This is a genomic window from Salinispora tropica CNB-440, from assembly GCF_000016425.1.
GTDB classification, from domain to species: Bacteria; Actinomycetota; Actinomycetes; order Mycobacteriales; family Micromonosporaceae; genus Micromonospora; species Micromonospora tropica.
Genome location: NC_009380.1, coordinates 397,670 through 416,648, shown reverse-complemented (window position 1 = coordinate 416,648; position 18,979 = coordinate 397,670). Strand labels below are relative to the sequence as shown.

General features: G+C 71.0%; 16 protein-coding genes. 7 read left to right on the top strand and 9 right to left on the bottom strand.

Going from position 1 to position 18,979, the window contains the following annotated elements; genetic code table 11:
- Positions 1-52 precede the first annotated feature (52 nt).
- Positions 53-1,054: a GNAT family N-acetyltransferase gene (locus tag STROP_RS01820; RefSeq protein ID WP_011904280.1), complete on the top strand. Its 1,002-nt coding sequence runs from the start codon at positions 53-55 to the stop codon at positions 1,052-1,054.
- Between the two features lie 87 nt (positions 1,055-1,141).
- Positions 1,142-4,417: a lamin tail domain-containing protein gene (locus tag STROP_RS01815; protein WP_011904279.1), complete on the top strand. Its 3,276-nt coding sequence runs from the start codon at positions 1,142-1,144 to the stop codon at positions 4,415-4,417.
- 172 nt (positions 4,418-4,589) lie between these two features.
- Here the strand turns inward: STROP_RS01815 and hemB are convergent, their stop codons facing one another.
- The 5 genes from hemB to STROP_RS01790 are packed head-to-tail and all read right to left on the bottom strand — an operon-like array spanning position 4,590 to position 10,266.
- A complete protein-coding gene (gene hemB / locus STROP_RS01810; RefSeq protein WP_011904278.1) occupies positions 4,590-5,573 on the bottom strand; it encodes a porphobilinogen synthase in 984 nt (327 codons plus the stop codon).
- 13 nt (positions 5,574-5,586) lie between these two features.
- A complete protein-coding gene (locus tag STROP_RS01805; RefSeq protein WP_011904277.1) occupies positions 5,587-7,167 on the bottom strand; it encodes a bifunctional uroporphyrinogen-III C-methyltransferase/uroporphyrinogen-III synthase in 1,581 nt (526 codons plus the stop codon).
- Positions 7,164-8,132, bottom strand: coding sequence for a hydroxymethylbilane synthase (gene hemC / locus STROP_RS01800; RefSeq protein WP_011904276.1), 969 nt, complete (start codon positions 8,130-8,132; stop codon positions 7,164-7,166). Before hemC ends, STROP_RS01805 begins: the two co-directional genes overlap by 4 nt.
- A complete protein-coding gene (locus tag STROP_RS01795) occupies positions 8,132-9,499 on the bottom strand; it encodes a glutamyl-tRNA reductase (RefSeq protein WP_011904275.1) in 1,368 nt (455 codons plus the stop codon). The genes hemC and STROP_RS01795 overlap by 1 nt, the downstream gene beginning before the upstream one ends.
- The gene (locus tag STROP_RS01790; protein ID WP_011904274.1) at positions 9,496-10,266 is read right to left on the bottom strand and encodes a redox-sensing transcriptional repressor Rex; all 771 of its coding nucleotides are present in this window, start codon (positions 10,264-10,266) and stop codon (positions 9,496-9,498) included. The genes STROP_RS01795 and STROP_RS01790 overlap by 4 nt, the downstream gene beginning before the upstream one ends.
- Before the next feature lie 479 nt (positions 10,267-10,745).
- Here STROP_RS01790 and STROP_RS01785 point away from each other — a divergent pair, with 479 nt between their 5' ends.
- Positions 10,746-12,062 carry a sensor histidine kinase gene (locus STROP_RS01785; RefSeq protein ID WP_011904273.1) on the top strand — a complete coding sequence of 439 codons (1,317 nt, stop codon included), beginning with the start codon at positions 10,746-10,748 and terminating at the stop codon, positions 12,060-12,062.
- A 10-nt stretch (positions 12,063-12,072) separates the two neighbouring features.
- Positions 12,073-12,714, top strand: coding sequence for a response regulator (locus STROP_RS01780; protein WP_011904272.1), 642 nt, complete (start codon positions 12,073-12,075; stop codon positions 12,712-12,714).
- 69 nt (positions 12,715-12,783) lie between these two features.
- Here the strand turns inward: STROP_RS01780 and STROP_RS01775 are convergent, their stop codons facing one another.
- The 3 genes from STROP_RS01775 to STROP_RS24980 are packed head-to-tail and all read right to left on the bottom strand — an operon-like array spanning position 12,784 to position 13,919.
- The gene (locus STROP_RS01775) at positions 12,784-13,431 is read right to left on the bottom strand and encodes an HAD family hydrolase (protein WP_011904271.1); all 648 of its coding nucleotides are present in this window, start codon (positions 13,429-13,431) and stop codon (positions 12,784-12,786) included.
- 22 nt (positions 13,432-13,453) lie between these two features.
- Complete coding sequence (locus tag STROP_RS01770; RefSeq protein WP_011904270.1) at positions 13,454-13,705, bottom strand: glutaredoxin family protein; 252 nt, start codon at positions 13,703-13,705, stop codon at positions 13,454-13,456.
- Entirely contained in the window at positions 13,698-13,919 is a 222-nt protein-coding gene (locus STROP_RS24980) for a hypothetical protein (RefSeq protein ID WP_187151568.1), read from the bottom strand. Before STROP_RS24980 ends, STROP_RS01770 begins: the two co-directional genes overlap by 8 nt.
- 572 nt (positions 13,920-14,491) lie before the next feature.
- On the opposite strand from STROP_RS24980, the gene STROP_RS01760 reads away from it, so the two are divergent.
- The 3 genes from STROP_RS01760 to STROP_RS01750 all read left to right on the top strand — a co-directional run bounded on the left by STROP_RS01760 (position 14,492) and on the right by STROP_RS01750 (position 17,610).
- The gene (locus STROP_RS01760) at positions 14,492-15,427 is read left to right on the top strand and encodes an ECF subfamily RNA polymerase sigma factor, BldN family (protein ID WP_011904269.1); all 936 of its coding nucleotides are present in this window, start codon (positions 14,492-14,494) and stop codon (positions 15,425-15,427) included.
- A gap of 263 nt (positions 15,428-15,690) precedes the next feature.
- Positions 15,691-16,575 (top strand): DUF5667 domain-containing protein, encoded by an 885-nt coding sequence (locus STROP_RS01755; protein ID WP_011904268.1) that lies wholly within the window; start codon positions 15,691-15,693, stop codon positions 16,573-16,575.
- 162 nt (positions 16,576-16,737) lie between these two features.
- Positions 16,738-17,610 (top strand): HAD family hydrolase, encoded by an 873-nt coding sequence (locus tag STROP_RS01750; RefSeq protein ID WP_011904267.1) that lies wholly within the window; start codon positions 16,738-16,740, stop codon positions 17,608-17,610.
- 28 nt (positions 17,611-17,638) lie between these two features.
- Here STROP_RS01750 and STROP_RS01745 read toward each other — a convergent pair whose 3' ends face one another.
- Positions 17,639-18,916 (bottom strand): MFS transporter, encoded by a 1,278-nt coding sequence (locus STROP_RS01745; RefSeq protein WP_011904266.1) that lies wholly within the window; start codon positions 18,914-18,916, stop codon positions 17,639-17,641.
- Between the last annotated feature and the right edge of the window lie 63 nt (positions 18,917-18,979).

The window sequence follows — 18,979 nt, the reverse complement described above, 5'->3', positions numbered from 1 at the left end:
GGGGGATCCCCTACTTCCCCCGAGCAGCAGTAGGCGGCAAGCTAGACGGGTGATGGTGCGCGAGTGGGATCTCAGGGCCGCGTCGTCCGCCGAGATCGTGTCTCTGCTGGACACGTTGAACGCGGTCCTCGCCGCCGATCTGCCGCAGGACCCGCCCTGGCAGGGGAGCTTCCTGCGGGAGTACCTGACCGAGATGATGCCGGGCGAACGGCGGATCTCCTGGGTGGCCGAGGACAGCGGAGCCGCCAGGCCGGGGGTGGTCAACGTCCTGCTACTTGGCAGCATCGGTGTGCTCGAGGTGTTGGTGCACCCGTCGGCACGCCGCAGCGGCCTCGGCCGTGAACTGGTTCTGACCGCTGCCCGCCGGGTCTACCAGGAGGGGTTCCAGACGATCGGCGTCGAGGTGGTCGGCGACACTCCGTCGGTCGCCTTCTACGAGGCGCTCGGTTTCACCCGGGAGTACGTCGAAACCCGCAGTGTGCTCGACCTGGCCGGGGTGGACTGGGCGGAGCTGGGCAAGACGGCCGACGGCGTCAGCCCGGGGTACCACGTGCAGTTCCACCCCGGTGGGCTGCCCGATCAGCTCATCGACGCGTACGCGCGGGCCAAGGCGGAGGCGCGGGATGTCGAGGAGGGCGAGCTCCGCCCCAGCTCCTACGACCCGCAGCGACTCCGCGACAGCCTCGGCTGCCTGCACCGACGGGGGATGACCCCATACATCGTCCTCGCGCTGCACGAGCAGACCGGGGAGGTGGCCGGGCTCACCGAGGTGGTGGCGCCGGCGCAGCACCCGACCCGGGCCGACCAGTACGACACGATCGTCGTACCGGAGCACCGCGGGCACGGCATCGACCGCGCGATGAAGGCACGCATGCTGTTGGAGCTGCGCTCGGCCGAGCCGGCGCTGACCGAGGTGCAAACCTGGAACGCCCAGGACAACGAGGCGATGCTGAAGGTCAACGCCGAACTGGGCTACCGCCCCGACCGGGAGTGGTACGAGTACAGCATCGACGTTGCCGAGTTGGTGCACCGGCTCGACGCCACTGGCCAATAGTTCACCACCGGGCCCTTCAGGGGCTAGAGCAAGGTAAGACGCACCCTCTAACCTTCGCTCGTCCTATCCACCCACCGTGGAGGCTCCATGCGACCGCGCCGCGCACTCGCCGTGTTCGCCACCGTCACCGCTACCGTGAGCATCGCGGCCGTCGGGGTCACACCCGACGCCGCCACCGCCGCCCCCACCGACCTGTTCATCTCCGAGTACGTCGAAGGCTCGTCCAACAACAAGGCGATCGAGCTCTTCAACGGCACCGGCGCGCCGGTCGACCTCGCCGGCGGCGGCTATCACCTGCTCCTGCACTTCAACGGCTCCACCACGCCGACCACCTTCACCCTGACCGGCACGGTCGCGGCGGGAGATGTCTTTGTCTTCGCCCACTCGTCGGCGAACGCGGCGATCCTCGCCCAGGCCGACCAGGTCACCGGCGCCGGACTCTTCAATGGCGACGACGCAGTCGTGCTGCGCCGCGGCGGCATCGTGCTCGACGCGATCGGTCAGGTGGGCGTTGATCCCGGCACCGCGTGGGGCACCGGCCTGACCAGTACGGCCAACCACACCCTCCGGCGACTGGGCAACGTCGTCTCGGGTGACCCCGAACCCGGCGACAGCTTCGACCCGGCCGCCGAGTGGGCCGGCTTCGACACCGACACGGTGGACGGGCTCGGCGCGCACCGCCTCGACGACGGCCCGGTGGACACCCCCGCCACCATCATCTGCGGTGATCCCCTGGTGACGCCGGCGGGCACCGCGGCATCCCGGGAAGTCACCGCGACCGACCCGGACGATGAGATCGTCGACCTGGCGGTCACGTCGGTGACCCCGACTCCGGCCACCGGCACGATCAGCCGAACGGCGCTCACCCCGGCCGGAGCGGTCGGTGGCACCGCCCGGGCCACCGTCAGCGCGAGCGCCGACCTGGCCGCCGGGGCGTACTCGGTGGTCCTGACCGCGACCGATACCGACGGCACCACCGCGACCTGCGCCCTGCCGGTGCAGGCCACCCGGGAGCTGACGATCGGCGAGGTGCAGGGCCCGACCACCGACGCCGAGGAGGGCGCCACCGACCGCTCGCCGCTCGCGCCGACCAGCGGCAACGGTGCCAGCAGCGCGCGGTACGACGTCCGCGGTGTCGTCACCCAACGCACCCTGGCCCGCGACTCCTCCGGTCGGGACCAGCACGGGTTCTTCCTCCAGAGCCGCGCCGACGCGACCGACGGTGACCCCACCAGCTCCGACGGCATCTTTGTCTTCATGGGCTCGTTCACGTCGCTCATCGGCGGTTACGTGCCGACCGTCGGAGACGAGGTTGTGCTCCACGCCCGGGTCTCCGAGTACTACAACATGACGCAGCTCTCCAGCGCCTCGCTGGTCCGTCGAATCTCCACCGGGCTGGACGTGGACCGGGTGGTCACGGTGACCGACGCGGTACCACCGGCCGACCTCGCCGACGCGCAACGCTTCTGGGAACGGCACGAGGGGGCCCGGCTGCGGGTGCGTGCCGACAGTCAGACGGTGAGCGGGCGCAACGTCTTCGCCTCCACCGCCGACGCCGAGACCTGGCTGGTCGACCGGGATGACCCGCTCCTGGACCGGGACGACCCGCACACCCGCCGCGTGTTCCGCGACGCCCACCCGCTGGACAACGATCCCACCCAGATCTTCGACGACGGCAACGGCCAGCGGATCATGCTGGGCAGCATGGGTGTCAAGGCCACCAGCGGGGACAACACGACACTGCTTCCCCCGGCACGCACCTTCGACACGCTGACCGACGACGCGGTGGGTGGCCTCTACTACTCGTTCCAGAAGTACGGCGTCCAGGTTGAGTCCGCGGCTTTCGCGGCCGGAACCGACCCGGCAACGAACCACCCGCCGAAGCCGGCCCGGAGGTCCACGGAGTACGCGGTCGCCGCGTACAACGTGGAGAACCTGTACGACTTCCGCGACGACCCCTTCGACGGCTGTGACTTCGCCGGAAACGACGGCTGCACCGGCGTACGCCCGCCGTTCGACTACGTGCCGGGCAGCGAGCAGGAGTACCGGGACCAGCTCGCCGCCCTCGCCGATCAGATCATCAACGACCTGCACTCCCCCGACCTGATCCTGATCCAGGAGACCGAGGACCAGGACATCTGCACGGTCGACGGCACCACGCTGGTCTGCGGTAGCACCAACGACGCCGACGGCGCTCCGGATTCGCTCCAGGAGCTCGCGCTGACCATCGCCGACAACGGTGGCCCGGCCTACGCCGCCGCCTACGACCGCAGCGGCGCCGACGACCGGGGCATCAGCTCGGCCTTCCTCTACCGCACCGACCGGGTCGCGATGGCCGAGGCGACCGCCGACGATCCACTGCTCGGCTCCGCCCCGACCATCCAGTACCGCGCGCCCGGACTACCGTCCAACGCCGACGTGCAGAACCCCAAGGCGCTCAACGCGGTCCTTCCACCCGACGTCGACACCAGCACCGGCAAGGACGGCGACAACGTCTTCACCCGTGCGCCGCAGCTCGGCCGGTTCACGATCGCCGCCGCCCCCGGTTCGGGTGAAAGGTTCACGCTCTGGGCGGCCAGCAACCACTACTCGTCCGGGCCGGACCGCCGAGTGGGGCAACGCCGGGAGCAGGCGGCGTACGGTGCCGCCATCGTCTCGGCGATCGCGGCGTCGGACCCAGACGCCCGAGTGGTGTTCGGCGGAGACCTGAACGTCTTTCCCCGTCCCGACGATCCGATCGCGACGGCCGCCGACCCGACCCCGTCGGACCAGCTCGGTCCGCTGTACGAGGTGGGGCTGCACAACCTCTGGGATGACCTGCTCGCCGACGCGCCGTCGTCCGCGTACTCGTACAGTTTCGCCGGTCAGGCCCAGACGCTGGACCACCTCTTCGTCACCGAGGCGCTCCACGATGATCTGGTGCAGATGCGGGCGGCGCACGTCAACGCCGACTGGCCGGCGGAGTACGCGGGGGACGGATCGCGCGGCGCCAGTGACCACGATCCGCAGGTCGCCCGGTTCCGGTCGCGCCCGACGCTGACCGTCGCTGACGCCTCGGTCGTCGAAGGCGATCGGGGCAGCAGCACACTTGCCTTCACCGTAGCCGTCTCGCGTCCGCTCTCCGAGCCGGCCCTGGTCTGTGCCCTGACCCTGGGCACAAGCGCGCGGCCCGGCATCGACTACCGGTCGTACACCGGTTGCCAGATGCTGCGGGCTGGCCAGACAACGCTGACATTCCCGGTATCGGTGCGCGGCGACCGGAGACGAGAGACCGACGAGAGGCTGACCTTGCTGGTAGCCGGCGGCCCCGGGATCCAGATCGCCGATCCGCTCGGCACCGGGACCATCGTCGACGACGACTGACCACTGACCTCGCCGCCGGCGCCCACACCACCCTTGAAACGTCGCCGCCGGCGACCACACCACCCTTTAACGTCGCCACGGCCCGCCAGCCCGGTACGTGACCGGGCCGACGGGCCGTGGCGGTGCTGGTGGACCCCGGCTGGCGGCGGTGGGCCGACCGGGCGGGGCGGCGTCAGTACCGCTGACGCAGCAGCTGCGCGGCCTCGACCGCCCAGTAGGTGAGGATGATCTGCGCTCCGGCCCGCCGGATCGAGGTGAGCGTCTCCAGCATCGCCTGTTCGCGGTCGATCCAGCCGTTCGCGGCAGCCGCCTCGACCATCGCGTACTCGCCGGAGACCTGGTAGGCGGCGACCGGCACGTCGACGGCGGACCGGACCGCCGCGACCACGTCGAGATACGGCAGCGCCGGCTTGACCATCACCATGTCGGCGCCCTCGGCCACGTCCAGCGCCACCTCGCGCAGGGACTCCCGAAGGTTCGCCGGATCCTGCTGGTAGGTCCGGCGGTCGCCGTCCAGCGTCGACTCCACCGCGTCCCGGAACGGGCCGAAGAACGCGGACGCATACTTCGCCGTGTAGGCGAGGATCGAAACGTCCTGGTGGCCGGCGGCGTCCAACGCCCGCCGGACCACGCCGACCTGACCATCCATCATCCCGGACGGCCCGACCACGTGCACCCCGGCCGCGGCCTGCGCCACCGCCATCTCGGCGTACGCGGCGAGGGTGGCGTCGTTCGCCACCGACCCGTCGGATGCCAACACCCCGCAGTGCCCGTGCGAGGTGAACTCGTCCAGACAGAGGTCGCTCATCACCACGGTGGCGTCGCCCACCTCGGAGACGACATCCCGGATGGCGGCGTTGAGGATGCCGTTCGGGTTGGCCCCACCGGAGCCGAGCTCGTCCCGGTCAGCCGGTACCCCGAAGAGCATGATCCCGCCGACCCCGGCCCGAACCGCCGCGACCGCGGCCTTACGCAGCGACTCCCGGGAGTGCTGGAGCACCCCCGGCAGGGACGGCACGGACCGAGGCTCGGTCAACCCCTCCTTGACGAACATCGGCAGAACCAGCTCGGCTGGGTCGACCCGATTCTCGGCGACCAGTCGCCGCAGGGCTGGGCTGCGACGCAGCCGCCGGGGTCGGATCTCGGGATACGACACGGGTCCTCCAGGGTCAGCGGAACCGGAGGGCGGTCGGCCCCTGTACCTTCGAGCCGCGCCGCTGCTTCGCCGGCATCGCGGCGAGCTTCTCGCGCAGCTCGACGGCGTAGCCGGCCAGCGCCTCCACCAGGTCGGGGACCGAGGCGTGCGGTGGCTGCACGTCAACCCGAAGGCCGAACTCGGTGGCGGTCTCCGCCGTCTTGGGCCCGATAACCGCAACAACGGTACGCGCGTGTGGCTTCCCGGCGATGCCGACCAGATTCCGGACCGTGGACGATGAGGTGAAGAGCACCGCGTCGAACCCACCCGACTTGATCGCGTCGCGGATCTCGGCCGGCGGCGGTGCCGCCCGAACCGTCCGGTAGGCGGTCACGTCGTCGACCTCCCAGCCGCGCTCGGTGAGCCCGGCGGCGAGCGTCTCGGTGGCGATGTCGGCGCGCGGCAGCAGCACCCGACCGACCGGGTCGAGCACCTCGTCGTGCGGCGAGAACTCGGCCAGCAGCCCCTCCGAGGACTGCTCCCCGGCGGGGACCAGCTCCGGCCGGATCCCGAAGGCGCGGACCGCGTCCGCGGTCGCGTCGCCGATGCAGGCGATCTTGACACCGCCGAAGTGGCGGGCGTCGAGGCCATGCTCGGCGAACTTCTCCCAGACCGCCCGGACCGCATTCACCGAAGTGAAGATCACCCAAGCGTACCGGCCGTCGACCAGCCCCTTGACCGCCCGCTCCATCTGCGCGGGGGTACGCGGCGGCTCGACCGCGATGGTCGGCACCTCACAGGGGATCGCGCCGTACGCGCGCAGTCGGGCGCTCATCACCCCCGCCTGCTCCTTGGTCCGCGGGACGAGCACCTTCCAGCCGTACAGCGGACGGTTCTCCCACCAGCTGAGCTTGTCCCGCTGGCCGACGCCCTCGCCGAGGGTGAGCACCACCCGGCCGGTGAACCCGAGCGCCGCCGCGACGAAGGAGTCCACCGTCGACGTCGTCGTGTACTGGGTCTCGCCGGTGCCGTCGCCGGTCACGCCGACCGCGGTCGCATCGTCAACTCCGGCGGCGAGCAACCCGTCCCGGATCGCGGCGAGATCTCCGGCCTCCACCGCGAGGGCCAGCGGTCCCCGGGCGACTGCGGCGGCCAGTGCCTCGAAGTCGAGCGTGGTGACATCCTCGACATCGGCCGCCGTACGAACACCGGGCAGCGGCACACCCGCGTAGGTCGCCACCCCCTCGGCCTGGCCGACGCCCGGTACCACCTCGAACTGTCCGGCGGTCCGCGCGACCGCCTGCACCTCCCGGACCACCGCCTCGTGGCCGAACGGGTCACCGGCGACCAGGTGCACCGCGTTCAGCCCGGAGCGGGCCGCCGAGATCAGAACCTTCGCCACGTCGCCCGATCCGCCCTCGGCCAGGGTGAGCTGGGCCTCCTGCTTCGCCTGGGCGCGGACGACATCGAGCAGCGCCTCAGGGACTCCCCGGTCATATACCACCTGGTCGGCACTGACCAGGGCGTCGTATCCCCGGCGGGTCAGCAGGCCCGGATCGCCGGGACCGGCCCCGACGAACGCGATGCGGCCTACGGGCTTACGGGTGCGGGTCATACTGTGCTCCCAAATTGCTGGGTCCCCGGGCCAAGGTTCCGTTGCTGGCCGAGGATCGAGTCGGCGCCGAGGTCGAGAAGATCAGTGGCGAGGGCCTTACCGATCTCCACCGCGTCGGCGGGCGTTCCGGTGCGGGACAGCCGGAGGTCACGGGTGCCGTCCGGGCTGATCACCGCCCCGCGCAGGTAGATCTCTTCACCGACGTCGCCTTCGGCGAGTTCGGCGTAGGCGGCGACCGGGGCACTGCACCCGGCCTCCAGGGTGGCGAGCAGCGCCCGCTCCGCGACGACCGTGGCGCGGGACGGTGCGTGGTCGAGTACCGCGAGCAGCTCGACCAGTGCCGAGTCGTCGGACCGACACTCCACCGCCAGCGCCCCCTGGGCGGGAGCGGGCAGCATCAGCATCGGGTCGAGCGTCTCGGTGATCGTGTCGGTGCGATCCAGCCGGGCCAGCCCGGCCCGTGCCAGGACCACCGCGTCCAGGTCGGCCTCCGGCCCGAGCACCCGCGCCAGCCGGGTACCGACGTTACCCCGGATCGGCTGGACTTCGAGCTGAAGCCCGAGCGCGTGCAGCTGGGCGATGCGACGCAGCGCACCGGTGCCGACCCGGGCGCCGGGCGGCAGCTCGGCGAGCGTACGACCGCCGGTGGCCACGAGCGCGTCCCGGGGATCCTGCCGGGGTGGAACGGCGGCGACGTACAGGCCGGGGGCCGCCGCGGTCGGCAGGTCCTTGTACGAGTGCACCGCGAAGTCGATGGCACCCGCGGCGAGGGCGTCCCGCAGCGCGGAGACGAACACGCCGACACCGAGCTGGTGCACCGGGGCCGTGGAACGGTCACCGGTGGTCACCACCTCGACCAGCTCCACCGGGGTACCGGTGGCCGCGGTGAGGGCCTCCGCGACCTGCCCGGACTGGGCCATCGCGAGAGCGCTGCCCCGGGTACCGAGGCGTAGGGGGACCTTCATCACTCACCTCCGGTGGGTGGGGCCTCGGCGTCGCCGCCGAGCTGGGGGTCGACATCGGGCACCACGACATCGGGAACGGTGCCGACCGCGGAGGTCTGCGGCACCTCCAGGTCGAACAGCTCACGCAGCAGCGCCGTGTACTGGTCGCCGCCGGGCTCGGCGGCGAGCTGGCGGACCCGTACGGTCGGCTGATGCAGCAGGCGCTGGACGACCCGGTGCACCGTGCGGGCGACGTCGGCCCGCTGTTCGTCGGTCAGATCCGGACGACGGTGGACGAGCCGGCCCAGCTCGGCGGCGACCACGTCGTCGGCGCGACCCCGCAGGGCGGCCACGGTCGGTGCGACGTCAGCTCCCCGCAGCCAGGTGAGGAAGGTGTCGACCTCGGCGGCGACGATCTGCTCCACCGCGGCGGCATCGGCGGCGACGGGGCCGTCGGCGACCAGCGCCGCCATTCGGTCGATGTCGATGACCTGGACGCCGGGCAGGTCGGCCACGCCAGGCTCGACATCCCGCGGCACCGCCAGGTCGAGCAGGACCAACGGCCCCCGGGACGGGTTCCGACCAGCGAGTGCCTGGGTCACCACCGCGCGGGTGAGGACCGCCTCGGGGGCGGCCGTGGCAGCCACTACGATATCCACTGTGGAAAGTGTTGCGGTGAGGTCGGCGATCGGCACGGCGGTCGCGCCGTACGACTCGGCCAGCCGGATCGCTCGGTCGACACCCCGGTTGGTCACGCTGACCGGCCCGGCGCCCAACCGGGCGAGGGTGGCCACACCCAGCGAGCCCATCGCTCCCGCCCCCACGACCAGCGCGGGGCGGCAGGCCAGGTCGCTGTGGAGCAACTCGGTGGCGAGGCCCAGCGCGGCGGTGACGACGCTCTGCCCGGCCCGGTCGATGCCGGTCTCGGAGTGGGCCCGCTTCCCCACCCGGAGGGCCTGCTGCATCAGCTCGTGCAGCAGGCGGCCGACGGTTTCCGCCTCGGATGCCCAGTGGTACGCATCCCGGAGCTGGCCGAGGATCTGGGCCTCGCCCACGACCATGGAGTCCAGCCCGACGGCGACCCGGAAGACGTGGTTGACCGCCGCGGCGTCGAAGTGCACGTACAGGTGGTCGGCGAGGGCCGCCGGCTGACAGCCGGTCGACTCGGCCAGGACAGCGCAGATGTCGCCGAGGCCACCGTGGAAACCCGACACAACGGCATACACCTCCACCCGGTTACAGGTGGAGACGAGCACCGCCTCACTCACGTACGGCTGCGCCACCAGGCGGGTCAGGACGCGAGAGAGGTCGGCGGGGGCGACCGTGAGTCGCTCCAGGGCGGCGACCGGGGCGGTACGGTAAGACGCGCCGACGACTAGCAGTTTCACGTGCCGATCGCCTCCTGGGGGTCGGTGGCGGCGAGGTCACCCGGCAATGGGGTGAGGGTGGCAGCGCCGGCGGCGGGGAGTGCGGTCAGGGACGCCTTACGGTGCTCGTGGAAGGACAGGATCTGCAGCTCGACGGCGAGGTCGACCTTGCGTACGTCAACCCCGTCCGGCACGGTCAGCACGCAGGGCGCGAAGTTCAGGATGCTGGTTACTCCGCCGGCGACCAGCCGGTCGGCGACCCGCTGCGCGGCGGCGGCCGGGGTGGCGATCACGCCGATCGCGATCGACTCCTCGATGGCGACCCGGGACAGCTCGTCCACGTGCCGGACGACCAGACCGTTGATCTCCTCACCGACCCGAACGGGGTCGGCGTCGAAGAGCGCGGCGATGCGGAAGCCACGGGTGGCGAAGCCGTCATAGCCAGCGAGGGCGTGACCGAGATTACCCACCCCAACCAGGGCAACCGACCGCCGCTGGGTGAGCCCCAACACGTACTCGATCTGATCGATCAACAGGGCTACGTCGTAACCGACACCCCGGGTGCCGTAGGAACCGAGGTGTGACAGATCCTTGCGGAGCTTGGCGGAGTTGACTCCTGCGGCCGTGGCCAACCACTCGCTGGACACCGTCTCGTGACCGTTTTCGGCCAGGTTGTGCAGGGCACGGAGATACTCGGGAAGTCGGGCGACGGTCGCCTCTGGCAGGTCCGGCAACGCCGGCACGGCGACAGGGCGTTCGGGCTCGCCGGGCGGACGGTGCGGACTCATGAAACTCCGTGCGGTGGGATCCTGGGCCAACTCCGCCGGGCCGTGTGGGGAATCCCGCTGGCCACCGACGATGCCGGCTGTGCTAGCGGAGCGGGTCGGAACTACAGAGTAAGCGCTTGTGAAGACACGCACAAATCGCGATCTTGGCTGCCCACGACGCGACTCCACCCAGCCCCCCGTTCCACAAGATCAATGCCTCGACTCCGCCTACGCCGTCCGGCGATTATTACTCAATTACGACTTCTCTGACCAATCACACGGGAGGCGCGTCGCCCACTTCCCAGTGGGCGTGGTAACACCGGCACCCTTTCACGGGAGCGGCAGCGCCAGCATCTTCCAACAGGCGCGATAACGCCGGCACTTTCCAATGGGCGCGGTATCACCAGCGCCTTCCAACGGCCGTGGTCACGCCAGCACCTCCAGAGTTTCGGCGGTGGGCAGGATGGGCTGGTTCGGTCTCCCTGCCTAGCCTCGGGGGTATGACCGCTACACGCGGGGCCGCCACCCCCGCTTCCAGCCCGCTGCGCAACCTGCTCCGCCAACTCCTGCGCGACTCGGGCTACGTACTCTCCGGCCTACTCCTCGCCGTGGTTGGCTTCGTGGTGGCCGTCACCGGGTTCACCCTCAGCCTGAGCCTGCTGGTGACCACGCTGGGCCTGCCGGTCCTGGCCGGCACGTTCTACGCCGTCCGGGTGCTGGCCGACATCGAACGGATCCGGCTGCCCACCGTGCTGAACGTGCCGCGGATCCGCCCCGTCTACCGGGGCCCCGATCCGGATGCCACCTTCTGGCGCCGGGTCCTGGCACCGGTACGCGATCCGCAGTCGTGGCTCGACCTGCTCCACGCGTTCAGCAAGCTGCTGGTGGCGATGCCGGTCTTCGTCATCCTGGTCTGCTGGTGGGTGCTGGCGCTCGCCGGCATCTGCTACGCGGCATATGATCGCTACCTCCCGCACGGTCCAGACAGCCCGCACCTCAGCGAACTCCTCGGGATGGGCGACGGCGCCGGTGCCCGAATCTTCCTGAACACCGCCATCGGTGTCTTCGCCCTGCTCACCCTGCCGCTGGTAGCCCGCGCATGTGCGCGGACCGAGGGTGGCCTGGCCCGCGCTCTCCTCACCGGCGTGGCCGAGCTGCGCAACCGGATCACCACCCTCGAGGAGCAGAAGAGAGCAGCCGTCTCCGCCGAGGCGAATGCGCTGCGCAAGCTCGAGCGAGACATCCACGACGGGCCACAGCAACGGCTGGTCCGACTCGCGATGGATCTCAGCCGGGCCCGCGAGCAGCTCACCAGCAACCCGGTAGCGGCCCGGGACACGCTCGACGAGGCAGTCGACCAAACCCGGGAGACCCTGACCGAGCTGCGGGCGCTGTCCCGAGGCATCGCACCGCCCATCCTGGTTGACCGCGGACTGCCAAGCGCCCTCGCGGCGCTGGCCGGGCGCGGGCTGATCCCGATCGAGCTGCAGGTTGACGCCGGGCTCGGCGAGCCCGGCGGCCGACTCGATCCAGCGGTAGAGAGCACGGCGTACTTCGTGGTCGCCGAGGCGCTCACCAACGTCGCCAAACACAGCCGAGCCACCGAGTGCCGAGTCACAGTGGAGCGGGCCGGGCAGCGGCTGAGGGTCGGCGTCGACGACGACGGCCAGGGCGGCGCGCACCTGGCAAAGGGGCACGGGCTAGTCGGCATCGCGGACCGGGTCCGGGCAGCCGGCGGGCAACTCCTCGTGACCAGCCCCGCCGGCGGCCCCACCGCGATCCGCGCCGAGTTCCCCGTGACGACCGGAAAGTGGTAGACACTCACTCATGCGGATCGTGATCGCCGACGACGCCGTCCTGCTCCGAGAAGGGCTCATCAGACTCCTCACCGAACGCGGCCATCAGGTGGTGGCCGCCGTCGGTGACGGTGCTGCCCTGGTGCAGGCGGTGGTCACCCATCGCCCCGACCTGTCGATCGTTGACGTACGAATGCCGCCGTCCCACACCGACGAGGGGCTCCGGGCCGCCGTCGAAGCGCGCGCTCTGGCGCCAGCGGCGCCCATCCTGGTGCTCTCCCAGTACGTCGAGGTGTCCTACGCCGACGACCTCCTGGCCACCGGGGTCGGGGTCGGCTACCTGCTCAAGGACCGGGTGGCCGCGATCGACGAGTTCCTCGCCGCGCTGGACCGGGTCGCCGCCGGGGGCACCGTTCTCGATCCCGAGGTAATCACCCAGCTCTTCGCCCGCCGCCGGCGTGACGATCCACTGCGGGCCCTGACCCCGCGCGAACGCGAGGTACTGAGTTTGATGGCCGAAGGCCACTCCAACACCGCGATCGCCCGCACCCTGGTGGTGACCGACGGCGCGGTCGAGAAGCACGTCCGCAACATCTTCACCAAGCTCAACCTGCCACCGGATGTCGAGCAGCACCGCCGGGTCCGCGCCGTCCTGACCTACCTGCGCGGCTGAGGCGACCCGGGCGAGCCCGGGGCACCGTGCACCGACACCGCCCACGCTCTCGCTGAGACGGGCGCCTGATCAATGTGGGTGGGCCAGGGCGACCGCCTCGGTGAGGGTCTCCGCGACCGGATGACCGGAGGCACGCAGGCGGGCGGCGTCGGTGAAGCCCCCGGCGTAGAGGACCGCACGGCCACCGACCGACCGGGCCGCGTCTGCGTCGTCGAGCGAGTCGCCGATCAGCACCACGTCCCGGCCATCCAGCCTCAGTTCGGCCAGGTGCCGGGCCAGGGACTCGGCCTTCCGATCACCACCGATCTCAGCCCGGAGCCCGTCCACCCGTAGGAAGTTCTTGGTCAGTCCGTAGGTCTGCACGGTCGGCACCAGATCCTCGTGGAACCACATGGAGAGCAGCGACTGGCTCCCGGGCCAGGACGACATCGCGTCAACCGCGTCGTGTGCCAGCGCGCAGGTGGTCAGCCCGTCCTTGTACACCTCGTGGAAGAGCTTGTCCAGCTGACCGAACGCCGTCTCGTCCACCGCCTGCCCGAGCACCTCCGCGTAGTAGTCGGCGATCGGTCGACGGAACCGAACCCGATGCTCGTCGGCGGTCACCGCCGGCCCACCAACGCTGGCGAAGGCGACATTGGTTGACGCCACGACCAGGTCCAGGTCGTTGAGCAGGGTTCCATTCCAGTCCCAGACCAGGTGCGGGTGCGCAGAACTCATCGCCGCACCCTACCCGGAGGCCTCAGAGCTGAGGAATGGTCAGATCGCGGAGCAGTCGCTCCTCCTCGACCCGCCAGTAGCCGTGCTCCTTGCCGTCGAGCAGCACCACCGGCAGCCGGTCGCCGTACTCGCGCTCCAGCTCCACATCGTCGGTGACGTCCTTCTCCACCCACCGGTCATTGGTGACCGACACCACCCGTTCCAGCGCCGCCTTCGCGTCCTCGCAGAGGTGACAACCGGGCCGGGTGATCAGGGTGAGGCGGGGTTCACGCATCGGTCTCCTCCGTCGGGACGGCCCCGGCCCGACGACCGGAGCAGTGGCTTTCGCCGCGTATCGCGTGGACAGTTTCGCCGTTGGCGGGGTGTGGCACACCCAGTACCGCCCTGCGCCACACCTGGGTGACCCGGCGACGAGCAGCAGCCACCTCGCACGGGGAGATGTTCGCAGCGTCGCCGGCCACCTCCTGCACGGCCGTCGAGTCTGGCACAACGGCAAACGATCGGCCGAACCGGAGCCGAGGGAGCACGGCGGGCGCCGACCGACGGCGCACCGGAGCGTCGCAACACCACCTCCGCCCGTCCCATCCATGGGACCGAGCCATCACGTGCGGTGAGATCACCGACACCCTCTACATGCCACCGCGCTCGGCCGCTGCCGCCATCTCGCCCCGCCGGCCGGCCGGCGCACACCTCGCCACGACCATCCACACCCCGATCCACCTGGGAATCTCCCCGAATCATCGGGGAATCCGAAAGTCAACCGCACACGACGGACAACTGGTCCGCCAGCAGTGCGACACGACCAGAAATACTTTGGCCCTGTGTAACGGACTTGCCACGCGCGGGTGACGTTGACCCCTATCATCACTCGGGTTGGCTCACCCCGTTTTCGTGAGTCAACAACCCCTCAGCCCGAGGAGGCCCCCGTGCCCGTCAGCGCATTGGACCAGCACCTCAAGGGGACGTGCCGCGCGCCGGCAACCCCCCTACCCAAACCATGCGTGCCCGACCGACCCCAACCACACACCGGGGACTCGGGCCGCGGGACGGAGGTGCCCCGATGACGACCTTCGGCTACGCGCAGCGGCCGATCGGCCTGGGCGACCCGCCTCCCCGATCCACGACGAATGAACGGTTGACACCCCGCGGGCCCCGGGATGACGGCCGGCTCGCCGCCCGGAGCGACAACGGGCTACGCAGCCGTCCACATCCCAACGAGGCCCCGGCCCGGAGCGGAACACCGGGCGCGAACGCCAAGCCGGTCGGAGCCCGGGTCGCCTCGCCAGCCCGGCCCGCTATGCCCGTACAGGGCCGCCGGAGCGCCGACCCACCCGCCACCGCCGACTCCGCCGCCACCGACACGGCGGTACTGCCCGCGTTGCCGGCGAGCACACCCGCCACCGGCTTCCCGAGCCGTCCCGACCCGTCCGACCCGGCAACCGAGATCTGGGCGTTGGTCGAGCGAGCGCAGGCCGGGGAGGCCGAGGCCTTCGGCCTGATCTACGACCGGTACGTGGACACCGTCTTCCGGTTCGTCTACTTCCGAGTGGGCAACCGCCAACTGGCAGAGGACCTCACCTCCGACACCTTCCTCCGAGCGCTGAAGCGAATCGGTAGCTTCACCTGGCAGGGCCGGGACCTCGGGGCCTGGCTGGTGACGATCGCCCGCAACCTGGTCGCGGACCACTTCAAATCCGGCCGCTACCGGCTCGAGGTAACCACTGGCGACGTCCTCGACGCCGAACGCGAAGACCGGGGGCCGGAAGGCAGCCCGGAGGCGGCCGTGGTCGAGCACATCACCAATGTCACCCTGCTCGGTGCGGTCAAACAGCTCAACCCGGAGCAGCAGGAGTGCATCGTGCTCCGCTTCCTCCAAGGCTTCTCGGTGGCGGAGACGGCGCGGGCCATGGGCAAGAACGAGGGCGCGATCAAGGCCTTGCAGTACCGGGCGGTGCGGGCCCTCGCCCGGCTGCTCCCGGACGGCTTCCGGACATAACCGGGCCGGCAGGGGCGACGCCGCACGGATAGATCGAACTCTGGTGATATCGATTACTTTCCGTACTTTCTCCGCCGTCGGCCCCGTAACCCCGACCCGGCGCGGCGCGTTCATCCGGGTGCGACCGATGCAGTCCCGGCGTCCCCCGGGTTTCTCGGGTCCGGCCTCACCGCCGGCCTCGAGCCTCCCGCGATGCCCGCCCGTCCCGGTCGCCGGTGACGATCGCGGCCGACCGGCCGCGCCCAGCGAGGGAGGTGCCAGCGGTGAACAGCGACCTCTTCTTCTCCCGTCGGCGCGCCGAGCGCTTCGCGCAACTTCTCGACGAAGCGAACGGCGGCCGACGACACCACGTCCGATCCCGGGTCGACGAAAAGCTCACGGAACTCGTCGCAGTCGGGCAGCAGCTCGGTGACGCCACCCCGACGGTCGAGGTCAGTACCGAGTTCCGGACCGGCCTACGGGCGATGCTGCTGGCCACCGCCGAACGCGAGGGCCTCGGCCGGCCCACCCCGGCGGCCACCACCGACCGGACGGAACACCGACCGGCATCGAGCCGCTCCTTCCTCCTCCCCGCCGTCACCGCGCGGCGGGCCCGGGCCCGCGGGGCGATCCTGATCGGCATCGCGACCGGTGCCGTCGCCGTCTCCGGCATCTCCGCAGCCAGTGAGAACGCGGTACCGGGCGACGCCCTGTACGGGATGAAGCGTTCGACCGAACGCGCGCAGCTCGTGTTGACCGGCTCGGATCACAGTCGTGGGCAGCTCTTCCTGGACTTCGCGCGGACCCGCCTGAGCGAGGCCGCCCAGCTACGCGGCGACCGGATCGGCTACAGCGGAGTCCTGGACGACATGGACGCCGACACCCGCCACGGCGTACGCCTGCTCACCACCGCCGCGGTGCAGGGCTCCGACCTGACGGCGCTCGACGTGGTCAACACCTTCGTCGCCGCGCAACGTACCGCGGTCAGTGGGCTCCTGGACAGCGGGAACCGTGCCGACCGCGACCGCACCCAACGTTCCCTCACGCTCCTCGACGATGCCCATCTGCGCTCGGACGCGCTGCGCGCCGCCATCGTCTGTGGCCTGCCCGCGCCGAGCGGCAGCGACGCACTCGGTCCCACTCCGACGAGCTGCCCCACCAACCGCTGACGTCCCCGGAGGCGGACCGACCCCGTTCCCGCCAGGAGCCACGACCGCCCCGGCCCGCCGCACACCTGGGTCGATTGCCCGGTTGCATGCCCACCTCGGTGGGTCACCCGGCTACCCTCGCCAGGTGGCGCACGGTGCGCCGGTCGTACGGAGGGGGAGCGAGTGGCCAGCCGAAAGGTGCCGGTCAACACCGACACCCGCAGTCACATCTCCGGAGGCAGCTCGGCCGGCGACGCACCGGCCCCGCCACCAGATCGGGCCGCGGCCGCCTTCTTCGACGTGGACAACACCATGATGCAGGGAGCATCGATCTACTGGTTCGCCCGCGGACTCGCCGCGCGCAACTACGTCACCACCAGCGACCTCCTTCGATTCGCCTGGCAACAGCTGCGGTTCCGGGTGCTCGCCACCGAGCATGTCGGCGACATGTCGCAGATCAAGGAGGCCGCGCTCGCGTTCGTCGAGGGCTGGCAGGTGAACGACGTGGAGCGCCTCGCCGAGGAGATCTTCGACGAGCTGATGGCGCCCCGGATCTGGGCCGGAGCCCGGCAACTCGCCCAGGGACACCTCGACGCCGGGCAACGGGTCTGGCTGGTCAGCGCCGCCCCGGTCGAGATCGGCCGGGTGATCGCCGCCCGGCTGGGGCTCACCGGTGCCATCGGAACGGTGGCCGAGGTGGTCAACGGCGCGTACACCGGACGGCTGGTCGGTGACCTGATGCACGGGCCCGCGAAGGCGGAGGCGGTGACCCGACTCGCCGCGGCGGAAGGGCTGGACCTGTCCCGCTGCACCGCCTACAGCGACTCCTCCAACGACCTGCCGATGCTCGCCGCGGCCGGCCGCGGGGTCGCCGTCAACCCGGACGCCGCGCTGGCGCGGGAGGCTCGCCGACGCGGATGGGAGGTACGGGACTTCCGTACCGGGCGTCGGGCCGTGAAGATCGCCGTCCCGTCAACCGCCGCCGTCGGACTGGTCGCCGGAGCGGTCACCGCGGGGCTGGCGCGGCACCGCCGCCGCTCGTCCCTCCGGATGTGAGCTCGCCGCCACCGCACGCACGCCGCCGTCAGCCGGCTGTTGCTCCGGCCGGAGCCGGGGTTGGCGCCGGGTCGTCGGTGTGGGCGATGTGGGCGAACCGGCGCCACAACACCCCGACGAGCAGCGCCGATCCGGCGAAGGCGAACCAGAATGGACCGGTTGTTCCGAGGAGGGTGACCAGCGGGCCGCCGAGCGCCGCGCCGACGACCAGCCCACCGTACCCGCTCATTGTGTAGACGCTGGCGACTCGGCCTTGGAGGTGGGTCGGAACCGCCCGATGCCGGATCGTCAGCGCGGTGGTGCCCCAGGTGAACGCGTGCGCCCCGAAGACGAAGAGGATGGCAGCGGCGACCCAGGGCGAGGTGGTGACGGCGAGACCGAGGTGGGTGAGGGTCTCGATGATCAGCCCGGCCCGCATGATGTCGCCGAGGCTCACCCGGCGGGAGAGCCAGCCGTATCCGACGGTGGCGAGCAGCCCGCCGGCCGCCGTCGCCGTGCTGAGCAGGCCGAAGCCGACGGCGCCGAGGCCGAGCCGCGCACCGGCGTAGAGCACCAGGATGGACCAGGCGGCGCCGTAGGTGATGTTGAAGACCAGGGCGGTCAGGCACAGCGTCCGAACGGCCGGATGGCGGACGGTCCAGCGGAACCCGGCCGCGATGTCGCTGCGCAGATCACGGGGGTGGCCCGTCGATTCCCGCTCCCGTGGCGGCAGCGACACCCGGGACACCAGCAGCAGCCCGGCCGCGATGAGAATGGTGTTGGTGGCGAACGGCCAGGACCGACCGGCCGCGAAGAGTACGGCCCCGATCGCCGGGCCGGTCAGTTTGTTCAGCGTAATGAGGCCGGCCAGGACGCGGGCGTTGGCGATCGCCAGGTCCTCCCGACGCACCAGCATCGGCGTCAGCGTCCCCGTCGTGTTGTCCACGAACACCTCGGCGGTGGCGAGCAGCGCCAGCGTCAGCAGCACCACCGGCACCGACACCCGGCCGGTCACCAACACCCCGACCAGCACGCCCAGGGCGCCGACTCGAACCGCGTTCGCCACCAGCACGATGCGCCGCCGGTCGAGTCGATCGGAGAGCACGCCGGCCCAGAGCCCGAACACCAGCGGCGGCGCCCAGCGCAGCAGGGCCGCCAGCGCGACCAGGAGCGGGTTGGCGGTCAGCGACGCCACCAGCAGCGGCCCGGCCGCCACCGCGATCCCGTCGCTCAGGTTCGTCGCCCACGACGACGCCAGCAACCAACGGAACCCGTTGCCCAACCGAGCTGGCACCACCGCCTCGACGACTCTCCGCACAACGAACACCGTACGAAGGCACCGGTCGATCGCAACCGGATTTGCCCGCCCGTGGGCTCGCCACGGGGGCGC